We start from the raw sequence: 23801 nt of genomic DNA, 5'->3' as shown, positions 1-23801 counted from the left end.
TAACAAAATTTATCTTTTTTAGTAAAAATAAGCACCGAATTTGAACGCATTATACACCTTACTGAAACAATTTTACCCCCAAAAGCTAATCCAGTAAAATACATTTGACACAAACCAAAAAATGTATTTTAATGAAAAAAACAACTTTAACATTGGTATTATTATTTGCAACAATAACATATTGTTTTTCGCAAGTAACGGTATCAGGAAATGTAATTTCTAATATAGATAATATGCCTATACCAGGAGCGTCTGTAGTAGAAAAAGGAACTCCATTAAATGGAGTTGCCACAGATTTTGATGGTAACTTTACCATCACCTTAAATAATTCAGATGGTGTTTTAGTTATATCTTCAATAGGTTATGCAACAACAGAAGTTTCGTATTCAGGAAATCAAAATTTAAAAATAAGCTTAACCGAAGAAATTAGTGCGTTAAATGAGGTGTTGCTAATAGGTTATGGGTCATCTAAAAAGGGCGATATTGTTACCTCAATTTCACAAGTAAATGCTATTGAGGATATTACTACGCGACCAGTATCAAATTTCTCCGATTTTTTACAAGGAAACGTAGCAGGTGTTACGGTATTACAACAAGGAGGAGATCCTAGTGAAAGTGCAAATATTGTAGTACGTGGGCTTGGTTCTATTAGCGATGAAACTGCTTTAACCGTTGTAGATGGTGTACCATATTATGGGCCAGCAATTAACCCTAACGATATAGAGTCTGTATCAATATTAAAAGATGCTGCGGCAGCCGCTATTTATGGTGCTCAAGCAGCTTCGGGTGTTATTGTAATTAGCACTAAAAAGGGCGCTAAAGGTAAACCAAAGGTAAATTTAGATTTCTATGGCGGCTTACAAACAGCTACCAATCTACCATCTGCTTTAAATGCAGAACAGCAAGCAAATATATATAATCTAGCTGCAGATAATGGTGGTACACAAAGGTTATCTGCACACGATGCCTCTTTAAACCCTTGGGGGCAAGTAACGCGCACAGATTGGATTGATGAAATTTTTAGAACCGCTGCTACATATAATTTAAATGCAAATGTTAGTGGAGGTAGTGAGCATTCTAATTACATGACTTCGTTTGGGTATAATAAAAAGGAGGGTGTGTTAATTGGAACAGAGTCAGAGCGTTATTCGTTTAGGTTAAAATCAGATCATCAACTTTCAAATAAATTAACACTTGGAGAGAATGTATATTTTTCAAGAACAAATGCTTTGGGTACAAGCACAACCAGTTCTTATTCAGGAGCTATTATAAACGCAATTTATATGCCTGCAGCAGCACCTGTTTACGATGAAGAAGGAAACTTTCATGGTACTGTATCAGAAGATTTAACAGAATTTGCAGGCGCCTACGGAGATGTATATAATCCTGTGGCTTTACTTTTAAGACCAACAACTACAAACCCTGTAAATAATATTAACGCCAATGTGTATTTAGAATACGATATTCTAGAAGGTTTAACTTTTAAAACAAATTACAGTTACAATTATCAAGGTGAAAAATTCAAACGTTTTTATCCAATGATTACAGAAATAGGTAGAACAACTTTAGAGAATTACCTATACCAATCGTACTCCGATGAAAATAGATGGATTTGGGATAACCAATTAAACTATAAAAAATCTTTTGGTAAGCACAACATAGATGTAACAGCTGTGTATTCATCACAAAAAACAAATTACGAATATTTTTATACACAAGCTAGTGGTTTTAGTAGTGAAGAAGCTTACAATCAATATGTAGGTAACGCAAGTCAAATAGATAATTATAGCAGTACGGCTTACGAAGATGCATTAACATCGGCGGTTGGTAGAGCTATGTATAACTTTGATAATAAATATTATACATCATTAAGTATCCGTAGAGATGAGAGTTCTCGTTTAGCCGAACAAAATCAAGCAGATTTTTTCCCATCAGCTTCTTTAGGTTGGAGAATTAGTAAAGAAGATTTTTTTAATCTAGATGCCGTAAACGAATTAAAAATAAGGGCTTCATGGGGTCAAATAGGTAATATTAATTCTGTTGGTTACTACTCATTTAACGTGCCATTATACTCTACCACGGTAATTATAGGTGAAGATGGTGAGTTAGATGATAGAGGTGTTTATATAGGGCAACAATCTAACCCAGACTTAAAATGGGAAACATCAGAGTCATTAGATTTTGGTATTGATGCCGAATTTTTTAATAGAAGTTTCTCGGTAACTTTAGATTATTTCGAAAAGCAAACAAAAGATATGATTCTTGAAGGGTTAGAAGATCTTCATCAAGGTACAGAAGCAGCATACGTAAATGGGGGAGAAGTTAAAAATTATGGTTTAGAAGTGTCTTTAGGATACAGAAAAACTTTTGGAGAAGTTGGTTTTTCGGCAAGAGCTAATGCTAGCTTCATAGATAACGAACTAGTAAATTTAGATGGCTATAACCAAAGTGGAATAAATTATATAGACCATAGTACCAATGTTCGTAGTACACTTTATCCTTACCGTTCAACTCCTGGAGAAGAACTATATTCATATTATCTAGTGCCTTACTTGGGTATATTTAATAGTCAAGCTGAAATTGACGCTTACACTAACGATGGTGAGCTAATTCAACCTAACGCAGTACCTGGAGATTTTAAGTTTGCAGATACTAATAACGATGGACAAATAGATAATAACGATAAAGTATATATGGGTTCTTATCAACCCGATGTAACCTATAGCTTTAATTTTAATGTAGATTATAAAGGCTTCGATTTAGGAGTTATGTTTCAAGGTGTATCTGGCGCTAAAGCTTTTAACGGTTATAAGTACACGGCTTATAATGCATCGTCACAAGGCTATAATCTAGATTCTAGAGTGTTAAACGCTTGGACAGAAACCAACACAAACATAGATATTCCAATTATTTCAACTACAGATAATAATCAAAACTTTGGTACAGCTTCAAGTTGGTATTTAGAAGATGCATCATATTTAAGATTAAAAAATGTAAACTTAGGCTATACTTTTTCAAGTGATATTATGAATCAATTAATAGAAAACAGTTCTTTACGAGTATACCTTTCTGCAGAAAATGTTTTTACAATTACAAATTATTCCGGTATGGATCCAGAAGTTGGAGGTATTGGTTTAGACATTGGTAAATATCCATTATCAAGAACAATCTCTGGAGGGTTATCATTTTCATTTTAATAAAAATTAAAAAGCAATCATGAGAAAAAATATAAATAAAACAAAACAACTAATACTACTTATAATAAGTATAGTTTTAGTGTCTTGCTCAGATGAATTTACAAATTTAGAACCTATAGGAAGTAGTTCTTCGGGTAACTTTTGGCAAAACGAACAAGATGCTACCGAGGCCGTAAATAGCATGTACTATTACATGAAAGATGAAGATATGTTTAGCCGAGGTTTTATGTGGTACATAAACGCATCAGACGATATGATAACTGGACGAGTTAATGCAACCGCAGATAATATTGCGAACTTTAATACAACAGGAACCGAAAGCTATACTTACTGGATGTATCCACAATGTTATAAAATAATTCGTCGTGCAAACGATGTGTTGGCTAATGTGCCTAATATGGATATTGATGAAGATTTAAAAAATCAATATTTAGGAGAAGCTTATTTTATGAGAGGGTTTCATTATTTCTGGTTAGCACACACTTATGGTGATAATGGTTTAAACGGAGGAGTGCCTATAGTTACAGTAGATAATATGAATGATGAAGCAGGATCTTATTCTAGGCCAGCGAGTGTTATTGAAAATTATGAGCAAATTATTGAAGACTTAGAATTAGCTGCTCAATTATTACCTCTTTACACGTCTTACAGCTCTGGCGATTACGGAAGAGCACACAAAGATGCAGCTTTAGCATATATAGCAAAAACAAATTTATACTGGGCACAGTACGACGATAGTAAGTGGCAGGAAGTAGTTACATACTGTGATGCTGTTACAAATTCAGGTTCGGGTAGAGCTTTAATAGATACAGATAATCCAGAGGAAGACTACAGATTGTTACATAGCCATTTAAATAACTGGACATCGGAGTATATATGGTCTGTAGATTCAGGAGTAGACGACGGTAGTAAATTACCAGGTGTTATGTTAGAAAACACAGGCTGGGGTTTATACAATGGCTGGGGGTATTACCAACCTACCGAAGGTTTATATAATGCTTTTGAAGAAGATGATGCACGCCGTGAAGTAACCATTTTAAAATTTGGTGACGAATTCGAATTTTTTGGAGAAACAAGAGCGTATCAATCAGAAAATTCATTATCAGGATTTCAGTTTAATAAATACATGTACGAATATGGTTTTGAAGACCCAGTAGGTGTTTACATCAATTCAAATGGTAATAACCCAGGAACTATTTATAATGTGCCATTAATGCGTTATTCAGAAATTTTATTAATGAAAGCCGAAGCATTAATTATGCAAGGATTAGATGGTGATGAACCTTTAAACTTAGTGAGAGACCGAGCAGGTTTAAATGCCATAACAGGGGCAACACTTGAAAATTTAAAGAATGAAAGAAGAGTAGAGTTTGCAGGCGAGTTTGCTAATAGACATTTCGATTTAGTACGTTGGGGAGATGCAGAGTCAACCTATAGTCAACCTTCTTATGGTAGAATTCATACAGATAAATCCGATCCCTATTCTAGCTATAGTGTAGAAGAAGTAAGAGCGGCCAGAAGTTTTGATGCTAGCTATATGCACGTTTGGCCAATACCTGTTGAGGTTATAGAATCTTCAGGTATTCCTCAAAATATAAACTGGTAAATAGCATTTAGTAGTTTAAGTTTCATGAGTAAAAAGTGCTGGTATTTACTACCAGCACTTTTTTAAAATTAATATTTTATGAGTAAATTAATAAATACACTTTTAGTTGTTTTTAGTATTGTAATAACCTGTAAAGGTTTTGCACAAAATAGTAATTCGGTTTTAATTCATAGTCATAACGATTATTTACAAAATGTACCGTTTTGGGTTGCTTTTTCTAATGGGTTAAATAGCATTGAAGCCGACATTTTTTTAGTTAACGATTCTTTAATGGTAGCGCATACCAAGGCAGAAATAAATAAAAAAAACACTTTAAAAAAATTATACCTTAATCCGTTAAAAAATGCCGTAGCAAACCACAACAGTAATATTACTAATTTAAATTTGTTTTTAGATGTTAAGCAAAACGCCGAAAAAACATTAACCAAAATTATTTCTGTTTTAAATGAATACCCAAGCATTGTAAAACACCCAAATATTAAAATTATAATTTCAGGCAGCAGGCCAGCTAGTAAATACTATAAAAATTACCCGGATTTTATTTATTTCGATCATCAAAATTTAAATGAAAAGCTATCTCCAGAAAATCTTAAAAAAGTAGCTATGGTAAGCACAAGTTTTAAAGATTTTTCAAAATGGGGAGGTAAAGGGCGTTTAACACATACAGATTATAGGCGCGTAGATTCTGTAATTAAAATCGCAAAAAAATACAATAAACCCTTTAGGTTTTGGGCAACTCCAGACTCTAAAACAGCGTGGCGTACTTTTATAGATTTAGGTGTTAACGTTATTAATACAGATATGCCAAATAGGTGTAGTAATTACGTGAATAGTTTAGAAAAAAACCGCAAAAATTTCACATTAAAATCGCCAGTATATAAGCCAACTTTTAAATTAGATGGGGCAAATAAAAAAGTAAAAAATGTAATATTATTAATAGGAGATGGCAATGGATTATCTCAAATATCGGCAGCAACTTTGGCTAATAAAGGAGAGCTAACATTAACGCAATTAAAAAATATAGGCTTTATTAAAACTCAATCTGCAGACGATTTTACGACCGATTCTGCAGCCGCAGGAACAGCTTTAGCCACCGGCGAGAAAACAAACAACAGAGCAATTGGTACAAATATTTATGGTAAGCCTATAAACTCTATAACAGATGTTTTGAGTAATAATGGTTATAAAACAGGAATTATTACAACAGATGAAATTACAGGAGCTACTCCGGCCGCATTTTATGCCCATCAAGTAGATCGATCTATGGATTTTGAAATAGCTTCAGATTTAATTAAAAGTAACCTTAACTTTTTTGCAGGAGGAGGGCAAGCATCGTTTAAAAATGTAAATCTTTCTGAAACCTTCGAAATTTTTCCTTTAAATGAAATAGAGTCTACCAAGGCCAAAAGAGTAGGGGTGTTTTTCTCGGAAAATAGCGTGCCATCAATAATGGCTGGAAGAGAAAATTTATTGGCTAATACTACAGAAAAAGCTATTAAATTTTTAAACAAAAGTAACGAACCGTTTTTTTTAATGGTTGAAGCTGCACAAATAGATTCCTTTGGACATCACAACAATACAGAAGGCATTGTAACCGAAACTATAGATTTTGATAGAGCAATTACAGAAGCAATAAAATTTGCAGATACTAACCAAGAAACCTTAGTAATAATTACAGCAGATCACGAAACATCCGGGTTTAGTGTTTCTAGTGGAGATGTAAACCATAGTATTATTGAAGGCGATTTTATAAGCTACGATCATACCGCAACTATGGTACCTATATTCGCCTATGGACCAAAATCTAATGAATTTCAAGGGATTTATGAAAATAATGAAGTATTCTCTAAAATATTAAAAGTTATCAATAAAGTAAAGTTATGAAAAGGCTACTACTATTAATTGTTTTAATCTGTAATGTTTCTATTAGCCAAACCTTTACGGGTACCGTTTTTTTAGATAAAAATAATAATGGTGTATTTGATGCAGAAGAAAATCCAATGCCAAATATATTGGTTAGTAATGGCAAAGATGTAGTTACAACAGGCAGTAAAGGAGAATATAAAATTAATGCAATTTCTGGTAATTTAGTTTTTATAATAAAGCCATCAGGTTATATTTCTAAACTTAATAAGGAAAATACAGTACAGTTTTATTTTAACCCCAAAGATGTAACATCAAAAGAATATAATTTTCCACTATATAAAAATGATGAAAGCCCGAAATCTAAAATAGCTTTTTTGGGTGATGTACAGGTAGATGTAATTGATGATGTACACCATGTAGGTAAATTAGTAACAGAAGAATTAGCAATTAATAAGCCAGATTTTATAATGCCTCTGGGCGATTTATCTTTTGATAATTTAAATATTTTTAATCCTTTATCTAAGGTGCTTGGGTTGGTTGGAGTTCCTGTTTTTTATGTTATAGGTAATCATGATTTAAATTTTGATAAAGTTAAATTTAGAGATAGAGACAGTAGTTTTGAAGCTAATTTTGGGCCATCCTATTATGCTTTCGAGTATGGTAAAAATTTGTTTTTGGTATTAAACAACATTAACCCTCTACCTAATGGTAAGTACAATGCTGTAATAGATAACGACCAAATGAGTTTTATTAAAAGTATAATAAGCTTGAATAAAACTAAGTATGAGGCTATTAATCTAGCAATGCATATTCCGTTTGATGAGGTTTTAAATAAAGATAGTATTATAGACATTTTAAAACCTTTCAAAGATGTGTTTATAGCATCTGGCCACACACATACTCAATACCATAATTATTATAGTAGGGGGGAAACCCAACAGCCAATTCATGAAATAGTTTGTGGGGCTGTTTGTGGTTCATGGTGGCAAGGAGCTCACGACATTCGTGGTATACCGTTTGGAATGATGTACGATGGTACACCAAAAGGATATTGGTTTATGTTTGCCGAAGGAAGTAGTAGGAGTTTTAATTATAAAGTGTCTGGTGCTCCAGATACAAAGCAAATGAATATTTGGGTGCCCGAAGTTAATGAGTGGGATACAGGTTTAAATACTTTAAATGAACCCTATATTTACGCAAATGTATTTGCGGCAGATAGTAATACTAAAGTGGAAATTAGTTTTAATAATAAAAATTGGCATTCAATGCAATATCATTATGATGTTGATCCGCAATTAAAGAGATTTTATAAAATTCAAGAATTAGGAAGATATAATAGCCTCAACATAAGTAAAAGTCCAAAACCAGTTACAAAAACGAAGCATTTATGGCGAATTAAAATTCCCGATTCATTAAATCCAGGAGCTTATTTAATAAATATTAAAGCAAAAAATACATCACAGAATTTTTATGTAATAGGAAATAGAGTTTTATTTAAATGATACACGATGGATAATAAAAAAAAGCTCAAAACCTAATTTAGATTTTGAGCTTTTTTAGCTATAAAATTCAAGTCTTATTTATATTCAACTAAAAACTCATTAGTTGGTATACGTACTTTTTTCATGTGTGCTATCCAGTCATTTTCGTTGTCTGCAACACCAACATACATTAATGATACACTTTTTAAACCTAGTTTCTCAAGCTCTAAAACTTCATCTACAACGGCATTACTAAAACCTTCAGCAGGTGTTGTGTCTACCTTTAATTCTGCAGCTTGAGCTAAAGCTAAACCTAATGCAATATAGGTTTGTCTAGCTATGTGTGCAAAATTTTCTTCCGCAGGTTGATTTAAATATAAAGCTTTAAGCTTGTCTGTATAACTACTAAATCGTCCTCTAGGTAAGCCTCTTTCGTCTGTAGTAAAGTTGTAAACCTTGTCTATGCGTTCTTCGGTGTACCTATCCCAAGCAGCAAAAACAATAACATGCGAACAATCGCGCATACATTCTGGGTTTAAAGCGCCTTTAACTAATTTCTCTTTTAAATCTTGATTTGTAACAACCAAGACTTTAAAAGGTTGAAGCCCTGAAGATGTTGGAGCTAAACGAGCAGCTTCAACAATTTTATCTATATTTTCTTGACTTACTTTTTTCTCTGGATTATATGCTTTTACGGCATGTCTCCAATTTAAATCTTCTAATAAACTCATTTTTTTTGTTTTAAATTTTTCTTTTTTTAATCGTTGTTAGTAACTGTTAGCTTAACTTCAATGTTATTTCTAGTTGCATTAGAGTATGGACATACTTGATGAGCTTGTTCTGCTAACTTTTGGGCTTGGTCATTACTAACACCAGATATATTTATAAATAGTTCGGCTGCTAAACCAAAGCCACCATTATCTAATTGCCCAATACTTATGTTTGCTTTTACTTCGGTTGTGCCGGTTTTAATCTTACCCTTATTTATTACTAGGTTTAAGGCACTATCAAAACAAGCTGCGTAACCAGCGGCAAATAACATTTCAGGATTTGCATAATCGTTGTTAGCACCACCAAGTGCTTTTGGATGCCTTACTTCTATATCTAAAATATTGTTCTCGCTAGTTACTCGTCCGTTTCTTCCTCCAGTGGCTGTTGCGCCAGTGGTATAAATTGTTTTCATTTTCTTTTATTTAGTATTTTTTTTATTGTTTCTCTAAAGTTTTCAAGCTCTTCGTTGGTTAAGTTCATAATAGACATTAGTTCTTCCGGTATGCACTGAGCTTCAGTTTTTAGAGCTTTTCCTTTTTCGGTTAACGAAATGTTCACTATCCGTTCATCTTTTTCACTACGTTTTTTTATTACCAATTCTTTGGATAGTAAGCGCTTTATTAAAGGGGTTAATGTACCGCTATCTAAACTTAATTTCTCTCCAATAGATTTTAAAGATAGCGCGTTGTGTTCCCAAAGTATTAACATAACTAAGTACTGTGGGTAAGTTAAATTTATGGCTTGCAATAAAGGTTTGTAAAGACTTACAATATCTTTAGCTAATAAATAAATAGGAAAGCATAATTGCTGGTTTAATTTTAACTTATCTGATTTCATAATGCGAAATTAATACACAATTAAATTGTGTGCAATTTAATTGTGTTAATGTATTGTGAAGTTAAGTTAAATGTTTACTATTTTATTAATTACTGTAGCTCTTCAATAATTAGATTAAAATCGTATTGCAAATCTTCATGTAGTGTATTTATGCGTTTTTTGGCTTGTTCAAGTTGCCTATTGTACATATTTTGTAATTGCGTACTTTTAGATATGCTTGGTGTAAAATGTTTTAGTTTTTTACAAAAATAGAGTAGTAGTTCTGCTTCTGTAGCCTTGTTTTGTGTATAACGAATATATTTTTTTACGTTTTTTAAAATTTTACGAATACTTTTTTTTATGTAAAAAATACTCTTGGTGTTTATGTTATTAAATTCATTATCTATATATGCTTTTATGCTTTCTATATAAGAAGCTTCGTTATGAGACTCAAAAAGTAAGTAGGTAAGTAACTCTTTATTTTCAATTTTAAAACGAGATAAACGTAAACAAAGTTCTTGTAATTCTGATGTAGATAATTGATTTAACTCCGTTTTAATCTCTTTTACTGTGGCGGCTTTCATGTATTAAGCTTGGTAATGTTTTTTTATGGTTCGTTTTACACTAATAAGTCTTATAATGCCAATAATTAAAATAATTGGAGCTATGGCGAGTAAAATGGCGCCAAATGGCTTCATTTCAGAAAAAAATTGGAGTTTTATTAGTGTAATACCAGTACCTAAAAACACAATAGACGTTCTAAAATAAGCTAAAAAGGTGCGTTCGTTGGCTAGTTTAGTGCGTTCTATAGCTAACCAATCTCTAGTTATTAAAGGCGATTCCGTTTTCATAATTTTTAATTGTATATAAATATAAAAAAACCATCGCGAAACGATGGTTTAAAATATTAAAACTGTGTTTTATCTTAGTTTAGGATAATCCTTAGGATTGCTCTCATGCATTATGGCATATATGGCTTCAAAAATATCTTCAGCTGAAGGTTTAGAGAAATAATCGCCATCGTTACCATAAGCAGGACGATGCTCTTTTGCTGTTAAAGTTTTAGGTGCACTATCTAGGTATTGATAAGCATTTTGATTATTTAAAACTTCGTTAAGAATATAGGCTGAAGCTCCTCCAGGAACATCTTCATCAATAATTATTAATCGGTTTGTTTTTTCAACACTTTTAACAATGTCATGATTTAAATCGAAAGGAAGAAGCGATTGTACATCTATAATCTCAATATCAATTCCAACAGCTATTAGTTCTTTTGAAACTTGCTCAACAATACGTAATGTTGAGCCATATGATACTACAGTAATATCTGCTCCTTCTTTTATAGTTTCTACAACGCCTATAGGAGTTTTTAATGTTCCTAAATTGTTGGGCATTTTTTCTTTTAAACGGTAACCGTTTAAACATTCTATAACTATAGCAGGATCGTTACCTTGAAGTAAGGTGTTATAAAAACCAGCAGCTTTAGCCATGTTTCGGGGTACTAATACATTAACACCACGTGTTAAATGCAAAATACCGCCCATAGGAGAACCTGAATGCCAAATTCCTTCTAGTCTATGGCCTCTGGTTCTTATAATTAAAGGCGCTTTTTGTTTTCCAACAGTACGGTAGTGTGTTGTAGCCAAATCGTCGCTTATGATTTGGATGGCATAAAGAATATAGTCTAAGTATTGAATTTCGGCAATGGGCCTTAACCCGCGTAATGCCATACCAATACCTTGACCAATAATTGTAGCTTCTCTAATACCTACATCGGCTACTCTTAAATCGCCAAATTTTTCTTGTAAACCTTCTAAACCTTGGTTTACGTCTCCAATATTTCCAGAATCTTCACCAAAAACTAAAGCTTCAGGTATATTTTGAAATATTGCTTCAAAATTATCACGTAAAATAATACGTCCATCAACAAGTTCTGCTTCGTCGTTGTATGTTGGCTTTATTTCTTTTATACGTGTATTAGCTCGTTCTGTTTCAGAAAAAACATGAGAACTAAATTTAGGTTGAACGTAATCAAAAATATTATTTATCCAACTTTGTAGTTTTTGTTTTTCTTCGAAGTTTTCATTTAAAAGATATCTTAACGTTTTTCTGGCATGCGATAAAATATCTTTTCTGGTTGGCTCATCTATAGCTTCTAAACTTTGTTTTAGCTTAGCTATAAAAACGCCATTGGCACTTTTTGTTTCTATAGATTTTAACAGAACTATAAGCTCTTGTTGTTCTTTAGCTATTGGTTTTAAAAAGGTATTCCAAGTATTTTTTTTAGCTTCTCTAACCTCACGTTTTGCATTACGTTCAATTTTTACTAAATCTTCTTCTGTGGCAATACCACTTTCAAGAATCCATTCACGCATTTTTAAATTGCAGTCGTGATCTTTTTCCCAGGCTAATCGTTCTGGGCTTTTATAGCGTTCGTGAGAACCAGATGTTGAATGCCCTTGCGGTTGGGTAACTTCTGTAACATGTATAATTACAGGTACATGTTCTTCGCGAGCAATGGCACCTGCTTCTTGGTAAGTGGCTACTAAGTTAGGATAATCCCAACCTTTTACTCTTAAAATTTCAAATCCGTTATTATCTTTATCTCGTTGAAATCCTTTTAAAACTTCAGAAATATTTTCTTTTGTTGTTTGGTGTTTAGCGTGGACAGAAATACCATATTCGTCATCCCAAATACTAATTACCATTGGCACTTGCAGTACACCGGCTGCATTTATAGTTTCAAAAAATAAACCTTCGCTGGTACTTGCATTACCTATAGTTCCCCAAGCTACTTCGTTTCCTTTAATAGAAAATTTTGTAGTGTTAATGCCTTCAACATGTCTGAAAATTTTAGAGGCTTGTGCTAAACCAAGTAAACGCGGCATTTGAGCTGCTGTTGGTGAAATATCTGCACTAGAGTTATATTGATTTGTTAGATCTTTCCAGTTACCGTTATCGTCTAAACTATGTGTAACAAAATGACCGCCCATTTGGCGACCTGCCGACATGGGTTCATGTTTTATATTGGTATCGGCGTATAAACCGGCAAAAAAATGTTCTTTAGTAAATTCTCCAATAGCCATCATAAAGGTTTGGTCTCGGTAATAACCCGAACGCCAATCGCCTTTAGCAAATGCTTTAGCCATAGCAAGTTGAGGTACTTCTTTACCGTCTCCAAAAATTCCAAATTTAGCCTTTCCTGTAAGTACTTCTCTTCGACCAAGTAAACTACATTCTCGACTTTCTACGGCTATTTTGTAATCAGAAAGAACTTCAGTTTTAAAATCATCAAAAGAAATATTGTTTTTTAAATCAGGTATGGTTTGCATGAGGTATATGCTTTTTTTGGTTTTGCAAAAATAGTGAAAATCCTACTATTATGCAATTAAAAATGATTACATGATTTTGTGAATGTTGCAATAAAATTAAAATATATTAAGTTTTGTTTAAAATATTTTTAAAAAAAGAAGTAAAAGGTGATTATTTTTTAATGAGTTAAAACCAACGTCGTCTAAATAGCCCAAGAAGTGCTTGCGGCTCTAAAGTGATTTTAAATCTAATTTTTTCGGCATAACTAGATTGACTAATTTCCCAACCTAGGTTTGAATATACTGGGAAATATATTTCAAAATAATCTGTAACTAAATTTACTCGAACACCAGAATCGTAAACAAACTCCGCAGTATTATTTTTGTTTTTTATGTAACCTATATCTCCGTATGCCAAAATGTAATTCCAGATGGTTGTACTTACATTAAGTGTAGAAATCCATTGATTGGCATACTCGGGTCTTAATTTTGATTTAAAACCGCCTTCTGCATCAATGTATTGTTGACTAAATATTCCAGATTCCTCAGATCTTCCTAAATATGAATAATCAAATAAATAATCTGTAGGCCTATCTAAAGCGAAACTAAAGTAGTTTGATGTTAAATCGGTTTCATTTTTTAAAAAAGTACCAGTAAAAAACCTAAGGTTTAATTGTCTGTTACTTTCAAATAATTTTCTAAATTCATAATTGAACGCTAGTTTGCTAAATTGTGCGCCTAATTGAAAGTCGGCGTACCAACGACTGTAATTAATTAAGTTGTCGTTGGAGTGTGTGTAGCGTGCATTAAAAACACTATAATTTGGTTCTTCGGATGATAGTAAATTATTATCATCTTTATCGCGATGAATATCTACATATCTAAATTGAAGAAATTTTCTTTTGTTAGATCGAAAGTCGTCGTCTTCACGAAATCCAAAGGTTATAGATGGTGTTATTTTTCGAGCAAATAAATCTTCAGCATACGATGTATAACTGCTACCTACACCATACGTCATATAATACAGGTTTTTGTTTTGAAAATAATGTGTTTTAGATAGTGATAAGGAACCTGTTAAAGATTTAGATTTAAAGGCGTATTGCGGCTGTATTTTATAATTAAACAGTTTACGTAAAACGGTTTTATTGTAGGCTTTTAAACCTAATGTAAAGCCATCGTAAATATTATCAAACTCTACAATAGGCATAAAAAATACTTGGCTATAATTGGGGTCTTCAATATCTTGAAATAACCTAAATTGTAGTGGTTTGTTACTTAGGCCTTTTAATGATTTCCAGTTGTCGCGTAAATTTATTTCAGGTATTTTATTGTTATAATTTAAAACCAGTTTAGTGGCGTTGTTTCTGGGTATGGTTAATATTTTTACACCTTCAATACTATCAATCCATGTTTTGGAGATGATGCTATCGTTTTTTAAAGCATATAAAGAAACCGGCATATTGTTTTCTCTTTTGTTTTTTATGCTAACAGTTATAGAATCTTCTGTTTTGGTAATTTTTTTAATTTTAAAATCTAATTTTTTTCTAGTGGTTAAATAATCTGTAAAAAACCAATTGATATTTTTGTTGGTTTTTGAGGTAATAAAATCTCTAAAAACTTCCGGAGATGTTGGTTTTAACTTATTGGTTTTTACAAAGGTTTCAATGCTGTGCTCCACAACATTATTATTTACATAATCGTCTAAGTACTTTAAACCAATACCAGCTTTGTATTTATTTGCTATATTACTATTAAACTTTAACAACGAATCTTTTTGCATACTGAGGGGTTGATCGCGATTTGTTCGCGCCATAAGCATAAAAGCTAAATTATATTTGTCGTTAAATTTCATGTCGGCCGCATGAAAAGAGCGAATACCCCAAATGTCTGCAATACCACCAAAAAACTTCATGTTTGGATAAAATTCTTCTATGTAGGTAATAAGATAGTAGGTTTGAATACCATCAAGCAGCCATTGTTCTTTTCGTGGATTTATAAGTAATACATTTTCTAGATAATTACGAATAGCAATTTTTAGAAGTTTAACTTCATATTCAAAACTGTTCGGGTAGGCACGAATAAAATTAGGTAAAAAATTAAGGCCATAAAGCGGATCTTTATTGTAGTCTATTTGAGAAAGAAGGAGTCTTTTATGCGGATATTCTCCAAACTTAGTTTTTAAGTACTTAGTTACTTTTTCGGTTATTAAAACCTTTTCAATAACTTCTAAATTTTTGTCTTCAAGATTAGAAACAAGGGCTAAGTTTTCGTCTTGAATGGTATTAAAGGTAGATTTTTTTGCTATATACAGCTTGGTGTTTATTCTGTTTTTACCCTCTAAATATATGATGCTTTCAGCTAAATTATCATCAATTTTTTCTGTATCTAGTTCTGAAATTAATGTATATCCTTTAGGTATTTTTAATTCAAAATTTAAATCGGATATAGGAATAAATAAATCGTTTAAATTTTTGTTGCTGTAATATTGCCATTCACCATTATATACTGCTGGTGTAATGTACCAGTATCTTAAATTATAATCAAAATTATCGGTAACTCCATAACCTGTAAACTTTGCGTTAGGTATACGCACTAAATATTCTAAATGAATATGGTATGATTCATTAGGTTGTAAAGGTTTATTTAAAGCTACTTTAATAACATCTGTTTGATTTTTTAATTCTGAAAAATGTAATGATTCTTTATTTTGAGTTATTGATGTAATTACAGAGTAGCCACGATCTTCGCTTTTAGCTAAATGAAAATCGTTTTTGTATTCTTCGGCTATGCGTTTTGCTAAAGGTGTTTTTTTTGAAGAAAAACTATTTGCCCAATTATTTAAGTAAATAGTATCTAATACTGTTTTAGAAGTATTAAAATAGGTAATAGATTGTGATATTTTTATTTCTCTTTGTTCTAAGTTGAAATTTGCCTGTAATTCTATTTTATTTTGACTTGTAGCCAAATTGAATAAAGTGCAAAATGCAATAGAGATAATTAGGCGAAATTTCAACTTATTAAAACCATTCGTAATTCGTGTATGTTTTAAGGCATTACCGTTTATCAAAATAAATGTACAATTTGGTTTTATTAGCAAAGAGTTAAATTTAATTTCTGGTTTTTGTTAAAAGTTAGGGCTTAATCCAGATTCTTTATAAAAGTTTTCTAATATAGAAATAACCTCGTCTTCTGTATCAACTAAGTGAATTAAGTCTAAGTCTTTTTCACTAATATTAGCAAAGCCATCTAGAAGTGTTTTTTTAACCCAATCCATTAAACCAGACCAAAAATCTGTTCCTACTAAAATTATTGGGAATTTACCTATTTTATGAGTTTGAATAAGTGTAATGGCCTCAAACAATTCATCTAAAGTTCCAAAACCACCAGGCATAACAACAAAACCTTGAGAATATTTTACAAACATTACTTTTCGAACGAAAAAATAGTCAAAATCTAAATTTTTATCAGAATCAATATACGGGTTGTCGTGTTGCTCGAAAGGTAATTCAATATTTAATCCAACCGATGTACCACCGCCTAAATGTGCACCTTTATTACCAGCTTCCATAATTCCTGGTCCTCCACCGGTAATAACACCGTAGCCAGCTTCAACAATTTTATTAGCCACTTTTTCGGCTAATTTATAGTATTTATGATCTGGTTTTGTACGTGCAGAACCAAAAATAGATACACATGGACCTATTTTACTAAGTTTTTCGTAACCGTTAACAAACTCTCCCATTATTTTAAAAATAGCCCAGGAGTCGTTAGTTTTAATCTCATTCCAACCTTTATGATGTTGTTCTTTTCTCATGTTAAATTTTTTCAATTATACATTGCAAAATAATATTTAAAAACAAAATAGTTTTAGTTTCTTATTATATTATTTTATTAAACATTATTAGTTGTTGTAAATGAGTTGGTTACTAAAAAAAAGCAAACCTATTAAGTTTGCTTTTTTGTGTTTTAGATTTAATTAAAGCGGTTTTCGACCACTAATAATATTATATAAAATTACAATTATTGCAATAACTAATAGAATATGTATTAAACTGTTTGTGCCAATACCAGGAATTATACCTAATAATCCCAATAGCCATCCAATTATACAAATAACGGCTACTAACCATAAAAGACTTTTCATAATTTTTCGATTTAAGTGTTTCTTAAATGTACGAAATAATTAGTGTTATAGACTTGTTTTTTTAATAGTTTAAGTGTTTTTTAGGAGTTATTTAACTCTTTTTTTAAAAACTTAGCTGTGTAGCTTTTAGGGTGTTTTGCAACCTTTTCGGGAGTGCCCTCTACAACTAGTTGGCCACCTCCTTTACCACCTTCGTAACCAATGTCTATAATATGATCAACGGTTTTAATAACATCTAAATTGTGTTCTATAATTAAAACCGTGTTACCTTTGTCGGCTAGTTTGTTTAAAACTTGCATCAACACACGAATATCTTCAAAATGAAGTCCGGTAGTAGGCTCATCTAAAATATAAAAGGTATTACCAGTATCGCGTTTAGAGAGCTCGGTAGCTAATTTAATACGTTGAGCTTCACCACCAGACAAAGTGGTGCTTTGTTGGCCCAATGTAATATAACCCAAACCAACATCTTTTATAGTTTTTAGTTTTCTGTGAATTTTTGGGATGTGCTCAAAAAATTCTACAGCTTCAGTAATAGTCATGTTTAAAACATCACTAATATTTTTGCCTTTATATCGAATTTCTAACGTTTCACGGTTAAAGCGCTTACCTTGGCAAGTTTCGCATTCAACATAAACGTCTGGTAAAAAATTCATTTCTATAACGCGTAAACCACCACCTTGACAAGTTTCGCAGCGACCACCTTTTACATTAAAGCTAAAACGCCCAGCTTTATAACCACGAATCATGGCTTCTGGTATTTTTGCAAAAAGCGCTCTTATTTCGCCAAAAGTACCTGTATAGGTTGCTGGATTACTTCGAGGTGTTCTTCCTATAGGCGATTGGTTAATATCAATAACTTTATCGATATATTCCAAACCTTTAATGCTTTTGTAAGGCATAGGTTTTTTTACACCATTAAAGTAATGTGCATTTAAAATAGGGTAAAGGGTTTCGTTAATTAAGGTCGATTTTCCGCTACCGGAAACACCAGTAACTCCAATCATTTTTCCTAGAGGAAACTTAACAGATACATTTTTTAAGTTGTTGCCTGTGCAACCTTTTAGCTCTAAGAAATTACCGTTGCCTTCACGTCGTTTTTTAGGAACTTCAATTTCTAAATCACCATTTAAATACTGTGCCGTAAGTGTATGATGTGTTTTAAGTTCTTCCGGAGTTCCTAAACTAATTATTTCACCTCCGTGTTTTCCTGCTTTAGGGCCAATATCTACTACAAAATCGGCACGCTCAATCATGTCTTTATCATGTTCTACTACTAAAACAGAGTTGCCTATGTCGCGTAATGAAACTAATGAATTTATGAGTTTTTCATTATCGCGTTGGTGTAAACCAATACTTGGTTCATCTAGAATATATAAAACTCCAACTAATTGCGATCCAATTTGTGTTGCTAAACGAATACGTTGCGCCTCACCACCAGATAAGGTTTTACTACTTCGGTTTAGTGATAAATAGTTTAAACCTACATCTAATAAAAACTGTAATCGAGCTTTTATTTCTTTTACAACTTCTTCAGCAATTTTTAGTTGTTTTTTTGAAAGGTGTTTGTCTAAATCATTAAACCAATCTGCTAAATCAACAATATCGGTATTTGCTAATTCGGCAATATTTTTACCGTTTAATTTAAAATAAAGCGATTCTTTTTTTAACCGAGAACCTTGACAAACAGGACATTCAACTTTATCCATGTACTCTTTAGCCCAACGTTTTAGTGAAGTAGATTCGGCTGTTTTGTATTGGTTTTCAATAAAATTAGCAACGCCTTCAAAATCTATTTTATAATTTCTGGTAACACCAAGTGTTTTACTTTCAATAGAAAATTTTTCGTTACCACCGTATAAAATCATTTGTTTAGCTTCTTCAGGAATATCCTTGTAAGCATCGGTTAGTTTAAAATTATAACGTTGTGCAATAGTTTCAAACTGCTTAAAAATCCAGCTCTTTTTTTCTGCGCCATGTGGTGCTAAAGCGCCATTTTTTATTGATAATGACGGGTCTGGAATAATTTTGCTTTCGTTAACTTTATATAAAGTACCAATACCATTGCAGTTACTACACGCACCTTTTGGTGAGTTAAACGAGAAATTATTAGGTTCTGGGTTTGGGTATGAAATTCCAGAAGTAGGGCACATTAAGTTTCTACTAAAATAACGTGCTTCTTGCGTGTCTTGATCAATTACTAAAAGTACATCGTCGCCATGGTACATGGCGGTGTTTATGGTTTCGGTAAGCCTTTTATCATTATCTACAGAATCATCAACCTTTAATCTATCAATAACAATTTCAATATCGTGGGTTTTGTACCTATCCAACTTCATGCCACGAGTAATATCAACAATATTACCATCAGTTCTAACTTTTACAAAACCTTGTTTGGCTATTTGCTCGAACAATTCGCGGTAATGCCCTTTTCTAGATCGAATTACAGGAGCTAAAATATTAATGCGTTTACCATTAAAATCTTTTATAATGAGCTCTTTTATTTGTTCGTCGCTATAGCTAATCATTTTTTCGCCGGTGTTGTAGCTATAAGCATCACTAGCACGAGCAAAAAGTAGACGTAAAAAATCGTATATTTCTGTAATAGTTCCAACGGTAGATCGTGGCGATTTACTCGTTGTTTTTTGTTCTATGGCAATAACAGGCGAGAGGCCATCAATTTTATCAACATCTGGTCGTTCTAAACCACCTAAAAATTGTCTGGCATAAGCCGAAAATGTTTCAATGTAACGGCGTTGTCCTTCAGCATAAATAGTATCGAAAGCTAACGACGATTTTCCGCTACCCGATAAACCTGTAATAACTACAAGTTTTTCACGCGGAATAGACACATCTATATTTTTAAGATTGTGTACTCGTGCTCCTTTTACTTCAATAAATTCTTCGAAATTGCTCATAAATTACAAAACTGCTAATTTACAACTTTAGTTGTTAATTTCTTGTGAAGTTTTATGTTGTATTTCTTATACTTGTAAACAACTAAAAATTATATAAATGAAATTATTAGGAATTGGATCTAGGATAAATCATGTCGAATTTGGTAAAGGTGTAGTTACTAATGTTACCTCGCAACATTACTGGATTACTTTTATTGAAAACGGATTGGAAACTATTGATTTAGATAGTGATTTTGAGGTTATTGAAGCGGCTCAAGATGAAGTTGATACCGTTAGTTTTTATGATGTAGAAACTAGTTTGGTTAAAATTTTAAAAAAATGGAGCGATGCTAGCGAAGTTGTGCCTATTGCTGATAAGTACAAAGGTGGAACTTTAATTTTACAACCAGCCGATGATAATTTGAAGCCATACGAATTGCCTATTGATAAGTTTTTTCATAAAATAACCATGGTAAGAGATCGTTTACGAGTTATGGAACAGCGTATAAATTCTAGTGATTTAGATGCGCAACAAAAAATAGATTTACAGCAATATTTAACTAGAATTTACGGCAGTTTAACTAGCTTTAATGTGCTTTTTAAATCGGATACCCACAAGTTTGTAGGGCAACGCAGTAAGTAGTTTAGTTTTTATTGGTTTTAATATCTTCTATCTCTATACCTAAAACCAAAAGTTTATGAAAGGTTGGTAATTGCGCACCTGTTTCGGTGGTTGTCCAATCGTTCCAAGTGGCTTCTAAACCATTTATAGGTAAAATTGATGCCCAAATTTTAAACGATTTGGGTTTTCCGTTTTCGTTAAATAGCCATAAATAGGAGTCGCCAGGTGTTGATCCTCCAGATTTATAAGTAATTAAAAGTGTTTCCTTGTTGTTTTCGGTTTTTACGAGGCGTCTTTCTACACCATTATCAAACACTTTGTATGGTGCTACAAGCCAAAACGAATCGTTGTTAAAATAAACTGTTGCTTTATTAATTAGGTCTTTGGCTGTTGTTTCGTCTACAACTTTTTCGTTGTTTACAAAAGCAATACTTAGCGAAGGTTTATTTAGGTTAAGCTCAACCTTGTTGTTTTTCCAGAAAACTTCGCAAATATTATTTTTTTTGTTCCAATTATAATGATGTCTTTTTTTAAAAGTCCATTCAATATAATCGGTGTTTTTATAAGCTTCATAATTTAAGCTTTGTAGCATGTTTTTGGCTAACGCATCAGCTTTTTTACCTTGAATTCCTGTTGGTAAATCTTCGTTGTATTTAAAATATAAAAAGCCAAATAAAAGTAAGGAAGGTAAGGTGAAAAACACAATTACCCCTAAAATAATTTTTAATATTTTTTTTAATCTTTTGGTCATTTATAACGATTATTATTTTTTAATAATTAAAATCCAATAGCAGTGTCGTCTCCTCTGTAATCGGCACCAGCTTCATAGGTTTTGTCGTCTAAAACAAGAATAGCATCTACTTTACCCAAAATAGGAGAACGATTTTCGTTTATTGGGTAGCCTAGATTTTGTAATTCTGTTTTGAGTTTTTTGCTAAATCCGTTTTTTTCTAATCTAATTTCATCGGGTAACCATTGATGATGAAAACGAGGTGCATTAACGGCGTCTTGCATAGTCATGCCATATTCGTGTACGTTTAAAATAGTTTGTAATACCGATGTTATAATGGTTGAACCTCCAGGAGTACCTACAACCATAAAAAGTTCGCCGTTTTTTTCAACAATTGTTGGTGTCATGGCGCTAAGCATCCTTTTTTGTGGTGCTATACTGTTTGCTTCGGCGCCAATAAGGCCAAACATATTAGGTTCTCCGGGTTTACTACTAAAATCGTCCATTTCATTGTTTAAAAAGAAACCTAATTCTTGGCAGTATAATTTAGAACCGTAAGCTCCGTTTATTGTTGTTGTAACAGCCACAGCATTTCCAAATTGATCTACAATAGAGTAATGAGTGGTTTCATCACTTTCCATAACTTCAATATTTCCGTAGGTTACATCGCTAGATAAAGTCGCTTTTTTAAATGAAAAGTTGGACATTCTGCTATTTAAATATGATGCATCTATTAACGAATCAATAGGAATATTAACAAAGTCTGGGTCGCCTAAAAAATGACTTCTATCAGCAAATGTGCGTCGTTCGGCTTCCGTAATAACTTGAATGCTTTTTACAGAATTGTGACCATAATCATTTAAATCGTAAGGCTCAATCATTTTCATAATTTGCGCTAAACACACACCACCGCTTGATGGTGGTGATATTGAAATAACCTTTAAATCATCATAAGTAAAAGTTATGGGTTTACGCCATTTAGCTTGGTAAAGCGCTAAATCTTCTTCGGTAATAATTCCGCCATTATCTTGCATAAATTTAGCTAGTGTTTTAGCTGTTTCGCCTTTATAAAACTCGTCGCGTCCGTTTTTTAAAATACGCTCTAAAGTTTTTGCTAATTGCGGATATTTAATAGTGTCGTTTTCTTTCCAATTTTTATCGAATATAATGGAATCTTGATTCGCTTTTTTAAAAAATGGTTGATATTTTTTTATTCGTTTTTCCTGTTTTTTGGTAACAATTACCCCTTTTTTAGCCAATTTAATTACAGGTTCTAAAATAGTTTTAATTGGTAAAGAACCTAGTTTTTTATGCACTTCAAAAACTCCAGCAACTGTTCCAGGAACGCCCACGGCCATAGCGCCTAGCGTACTTTTATCTGGTATAATGTTACCTAAACTATCTAAATACATGTCTTTTGTAGCAGCTAGGGGTGCTTTTTCTCTGTAATCTAAAGCGCCATATTCGCCATTATTTTTTCTATAAACCATAAAGCCTCCACCACCAAGATTTCCAGCGTAAGGGTAGGCCACTGCTAATGCTAATTCTGTAGCAACCATGGCATCAAAAGCATTACCACCTTGTTTTAAAATATCGCTACCAATTTTTGAAGCTTCAGCTCTTGCCGAAACTACCATGGCATTCTGTGTTATTAAACCTCGTGTTTTTACATTTTCAGGAACCTTTTCTTTACATGAAAATAAAACTAATGTTATACTAAAAAGTATTAAGTTTCTCATCTAATAATGGTGTTTAATAATTTAAATTTTTCTTTTGATGATGCTCTTAATTCTTCAAAGAAAAGAGTGAATTCATTTTCAAATTCATCATAATATAATGTTAATTCGTCTATTGCTCTATCCATACCCGATCTATTTTGGGTACGTTTATTCATGGCATCTAAAACTTTAGTAATTCCATCAATAGAGGCATAATATATTAGCCAATTATCGGTAACCATGTGTGGCATCATTTTTTGAATTCTAGGAGGAAGTAATTCAAAATTTTCTCGTAGTAAATCATAAAAATTTTCAATGTAATCAGGTAGTAGTGTTGTTGAGTATTTTACCCAGTTTTTGGCTAAAAAATGATCGTATAAAATATCTACAATAACTCCAGAATAGTGCCCATAATTTTTATGTAGTTTTTTTGTGCTTTGCCTTACAATAGGATGTGCATCAGTAAAAGTATCTATGTGTCTATGCAATAATATGCCTATTTGTATTTCTTTGGGTAAGGTTTGGTATTTTTTTCCTTTTATATCATCTGCAATAAAATTTCCAATAGTAACTAGTTTATTACCTTCAGATAAATAGATGTGGGCTAAGTAATTCATTCTGGAAATTTACAAATTCCTTAGT

The 23801-nt window shown here is 32.3% G+C and carries 18 protein-coding genes; 5 read left to right on the top strand and 13 right to left on the bottom strand.

Annotated elements, in window-relative coordinates; genetic code table 11:
• Window positions 1-131: 131 nt before the first annotated feature.
• From LG649_RS03765 to LG649_RS03750, 4 genes are all read left to right on the top strand, one after another.
• A complete protein-coding gene (locus LG649_RS03765) occupies window positions 132-3197 on the top strand; it encodes a SusC/RagA family TonB-linked outer membrane protein (RefSeq protein ID WP_226541041.1) in 3066 nt (1021 codons plus the stop codon).
• A gap of 19 nt (window positions 3198-3216) precedes the next feature.
• A complete protein-coding gene (locus tag LG649_RS03760) occupies window positions 3217-4803 on the top strand; it encodes a RagB/SusD family nutrient uptake outer membrane protein (RefSeq protein WP_226541040.1) in 1587 nt (528 codons plus the stop codon).
• A gap of 78 nt (window positions 4804-4881) precedes the next feature.
• Window positions 4882-6687, top strand: coding sequence for an alkaline phosphatase (locus LG649_RS03755; protein WP_226541039.1), 1806 nt, complete (start codon window positions 4882-4884; stop codon window positions 6685-6687).
• Window positions 6684-8171 (top strand): calcineurin-like phosphoesterase C-terminal domain-containing protein, encoded by a 1488-nt coding sequence (locus tag LG649_RS03750; RefSeq protein ID WP_226541038.1) that lies wholly within the window; start codon window positions 6684-6686, stop codon window positions 8169-8171. Before LG649_RS03755 ends, LG649_RS03750 begins: the two co-directional genes overlap by 4 nt.
• Window positions 8172-8245: 74 nt before the next feature.
• Here the strand turns inward: LG649_RS03750 and LG649_RS03745 are convergent, their stop codons facing one another.
• From LG649_RS03745 to uvrA, 10 genes are all read right to left on the bottom strand, one after another.
• The gene (locus tag LG649_RS03745) at window positions 8246-8881 is read right to left on the bottom strand and encodes a nitroreductase family protein (protein WP_226541037.1); all 636 of its coding nucleotides are present in this window, start codon (window positions 8879-8881) and stop codon (window positions 8246-8248) included.
• A gap of 26 nt (window positions 8882-8907) precedes the next feature.
• Window positions 8908-9333, bottom strand: a complete 426-nt coding sequence (locus tag LG649_RS03740; RefSeq protein WP_226541036.1) for an organic hydroperoxide resistance protein — start codon at window positions 9331-9333, stop codon at window positions 8908-8910.
• On the bottom strand, window positions 9330-9758 hold the full coding sequence (locus LG649_RS03735; protein ID WP_226541035.1) for a MarR family winged helix-turn-helix transcriptional regulator: 429 nt from the start codon (window positions 9756-9758) through the stop codon (window positions 9330-9332). Before LG649_RS03735 ends, LG649_RS03740 begins: the two co-directional genes overlap by 4 nt.
• A gap of 89 nt (window positions 9759-9847) precedes the next feature.
• Entirely contained in the window at window positions 9848-10321 is a 474-nt protein-coding gene (locus tag LG649_RS03730) for a hypothetical protein (RefSeq protein ID WP_226541034.1), read from the bottom strand.
• A 3-nt stretch (window positions 10322-10324) separates the two neighbouring features.
• Window positions 10325-10588 (bottom strand): DUF202 domain-containing protein, encoded by a 264-nt coding sequence (locus tag LG649_RS03725; RefSeq protein ID WP_226541033.1) that lies wholly within the window; start codon window positions 10586-10588, stop codon window positions 10325-10327.
• 69 nt (window positions 10589-10657) lie between these two features.
• Window positions 10658-13069 carry an alpha-ketoacid dehydrogenase subunit alpha/beta gene (locus LG649_RS03720; RefSeq protein ID WP_226541032.1) on the bottom strand — a complete coding sequence of 804 codons (2412 nt, stop codon included), beginning with the start codon at window positions 13067-13069 and terminating at the stop codon, window positions 10658-10660.
• 166 nt (window positions 13070-13235) lie between these two features.
• Window positions 13236-16013 carry a gluzincin family metallopeptidase gene (locus LG649_RS03715; RefSeq protein WP_226541031.1) on the bottom strand — a complete coding sequence of 926 codons (2778 nt, stop codon included), beginning with the start codon at window positions 16011-16013 and terminating at the stop codon, window positions 13236-13238.
• A gap of 159 nt (window positions 16014-16172) precedes the next feature.
• Window positions 16173-16862 (bottom strand): LOG family protein, encoded by a 690-nt coding sequence (locus tag LG649_RS03710; RefSeq protein ID WP_226541030.1) that lies wholly within the window; start codon window positions 16860-16862, stop codon window positions 16173-16175.
• Between the two features lie 162 nt (window positions 16863-17024).
• Window positions 17025-17192 (bottom strand): lmo0937 family membrane protein, encoded by a 168-nt coding sequence (locus LG649_RS03705; protein WP_226541029.1) that lies wholly within the window; start codon window positions 17190-17192, stop codon window positions 17025-17027.
• A gap of 80 nt (window positions 17193-17272) precedes the next feature.
• Window positions 17273-20110: an excinuclease ABC subunit UvrA gene (uvrA, locus tag LG649_RS03700; RefSeq protein WP_226541026.1), complete on the bottom strand. Its 2838-nt coding sequence runs from the start codon at window positions 20108-20110 to the stop codon at window positions 17273-17275.
• Between the two features lie 97 nt (window positions 20111-20207).
• Between uvrA and LG649_RS03695 the strand changes: the two genes are divergently transcribed.
• Window positions 20208-20732, top strand: a complete 525-nt coding sequence (locus tag LG649_RS03695; protein ID WP_226541024.1) for a hypothetical protein — start codon at window positions 20208-20210, stop codon at window positions 20730-20732.
• Between the two features lies 1 nt (window position 20733).
• On the opposite strand, the gene LG649_RS03690 is transcribed toward LG649_RS03695, so the two are convergent.
• From LG649_RS03690 to LG649_RS03680, 3 genes are read right to left on the bottom strand one after another with little or no spacing between them, the layout of a single operon-like run.
• On the bottom strand, window positions 20734-21462 hold the full coding sequence (locus LG649_RS03690; RefSeq protein WP_226541022.1) for a hypothetical protein: 729 nt from the start codon (window positions 21460-21462) through the stop codon (window positions 20734-20736).
• 26 nt (window positions 21463-21488) lie between these two features.
• Window positions 21489-23180, bottom strand: a complete 1692-nt coding sequence (gene ggt / locus LG649_RS03685) for a gamma-glutamyltransferase (protein WP_226541019.1) — start codon at window positions 23178-23180, stop codon at window positions 21489-21491.
• Complete coding sequence (locus tag LG649_RS03680; protein WP_226541015.1) at window positions 23177-23776, bottom strand: acyl carrier protein phosphodiesterase; 600 nt, start codon at window positions 23774-23776, stop codon at window positions 23177-23179. Before LG649_RS03680 ends, ggt begins: the two co-directional genes overlap by 4 nt.
• Window positions 23777-23801 lie beyond the last annotated feature (25 nt).

The organism is Neotamlana laminarinivorans, assembly GCF_020523925.1.
Lineage (GTDB): Bacteria > Bacteroidota > Bacteroidia > Flavobacteriales > Flavobacteriaceae > Neotamlana > Neotamlana laminarinivorans.
The sequence above is the reverse complement of the archived record's forward strand: the minus strand, read 5'-3'. Positions and strand labels throughout refer to the sequence as shown.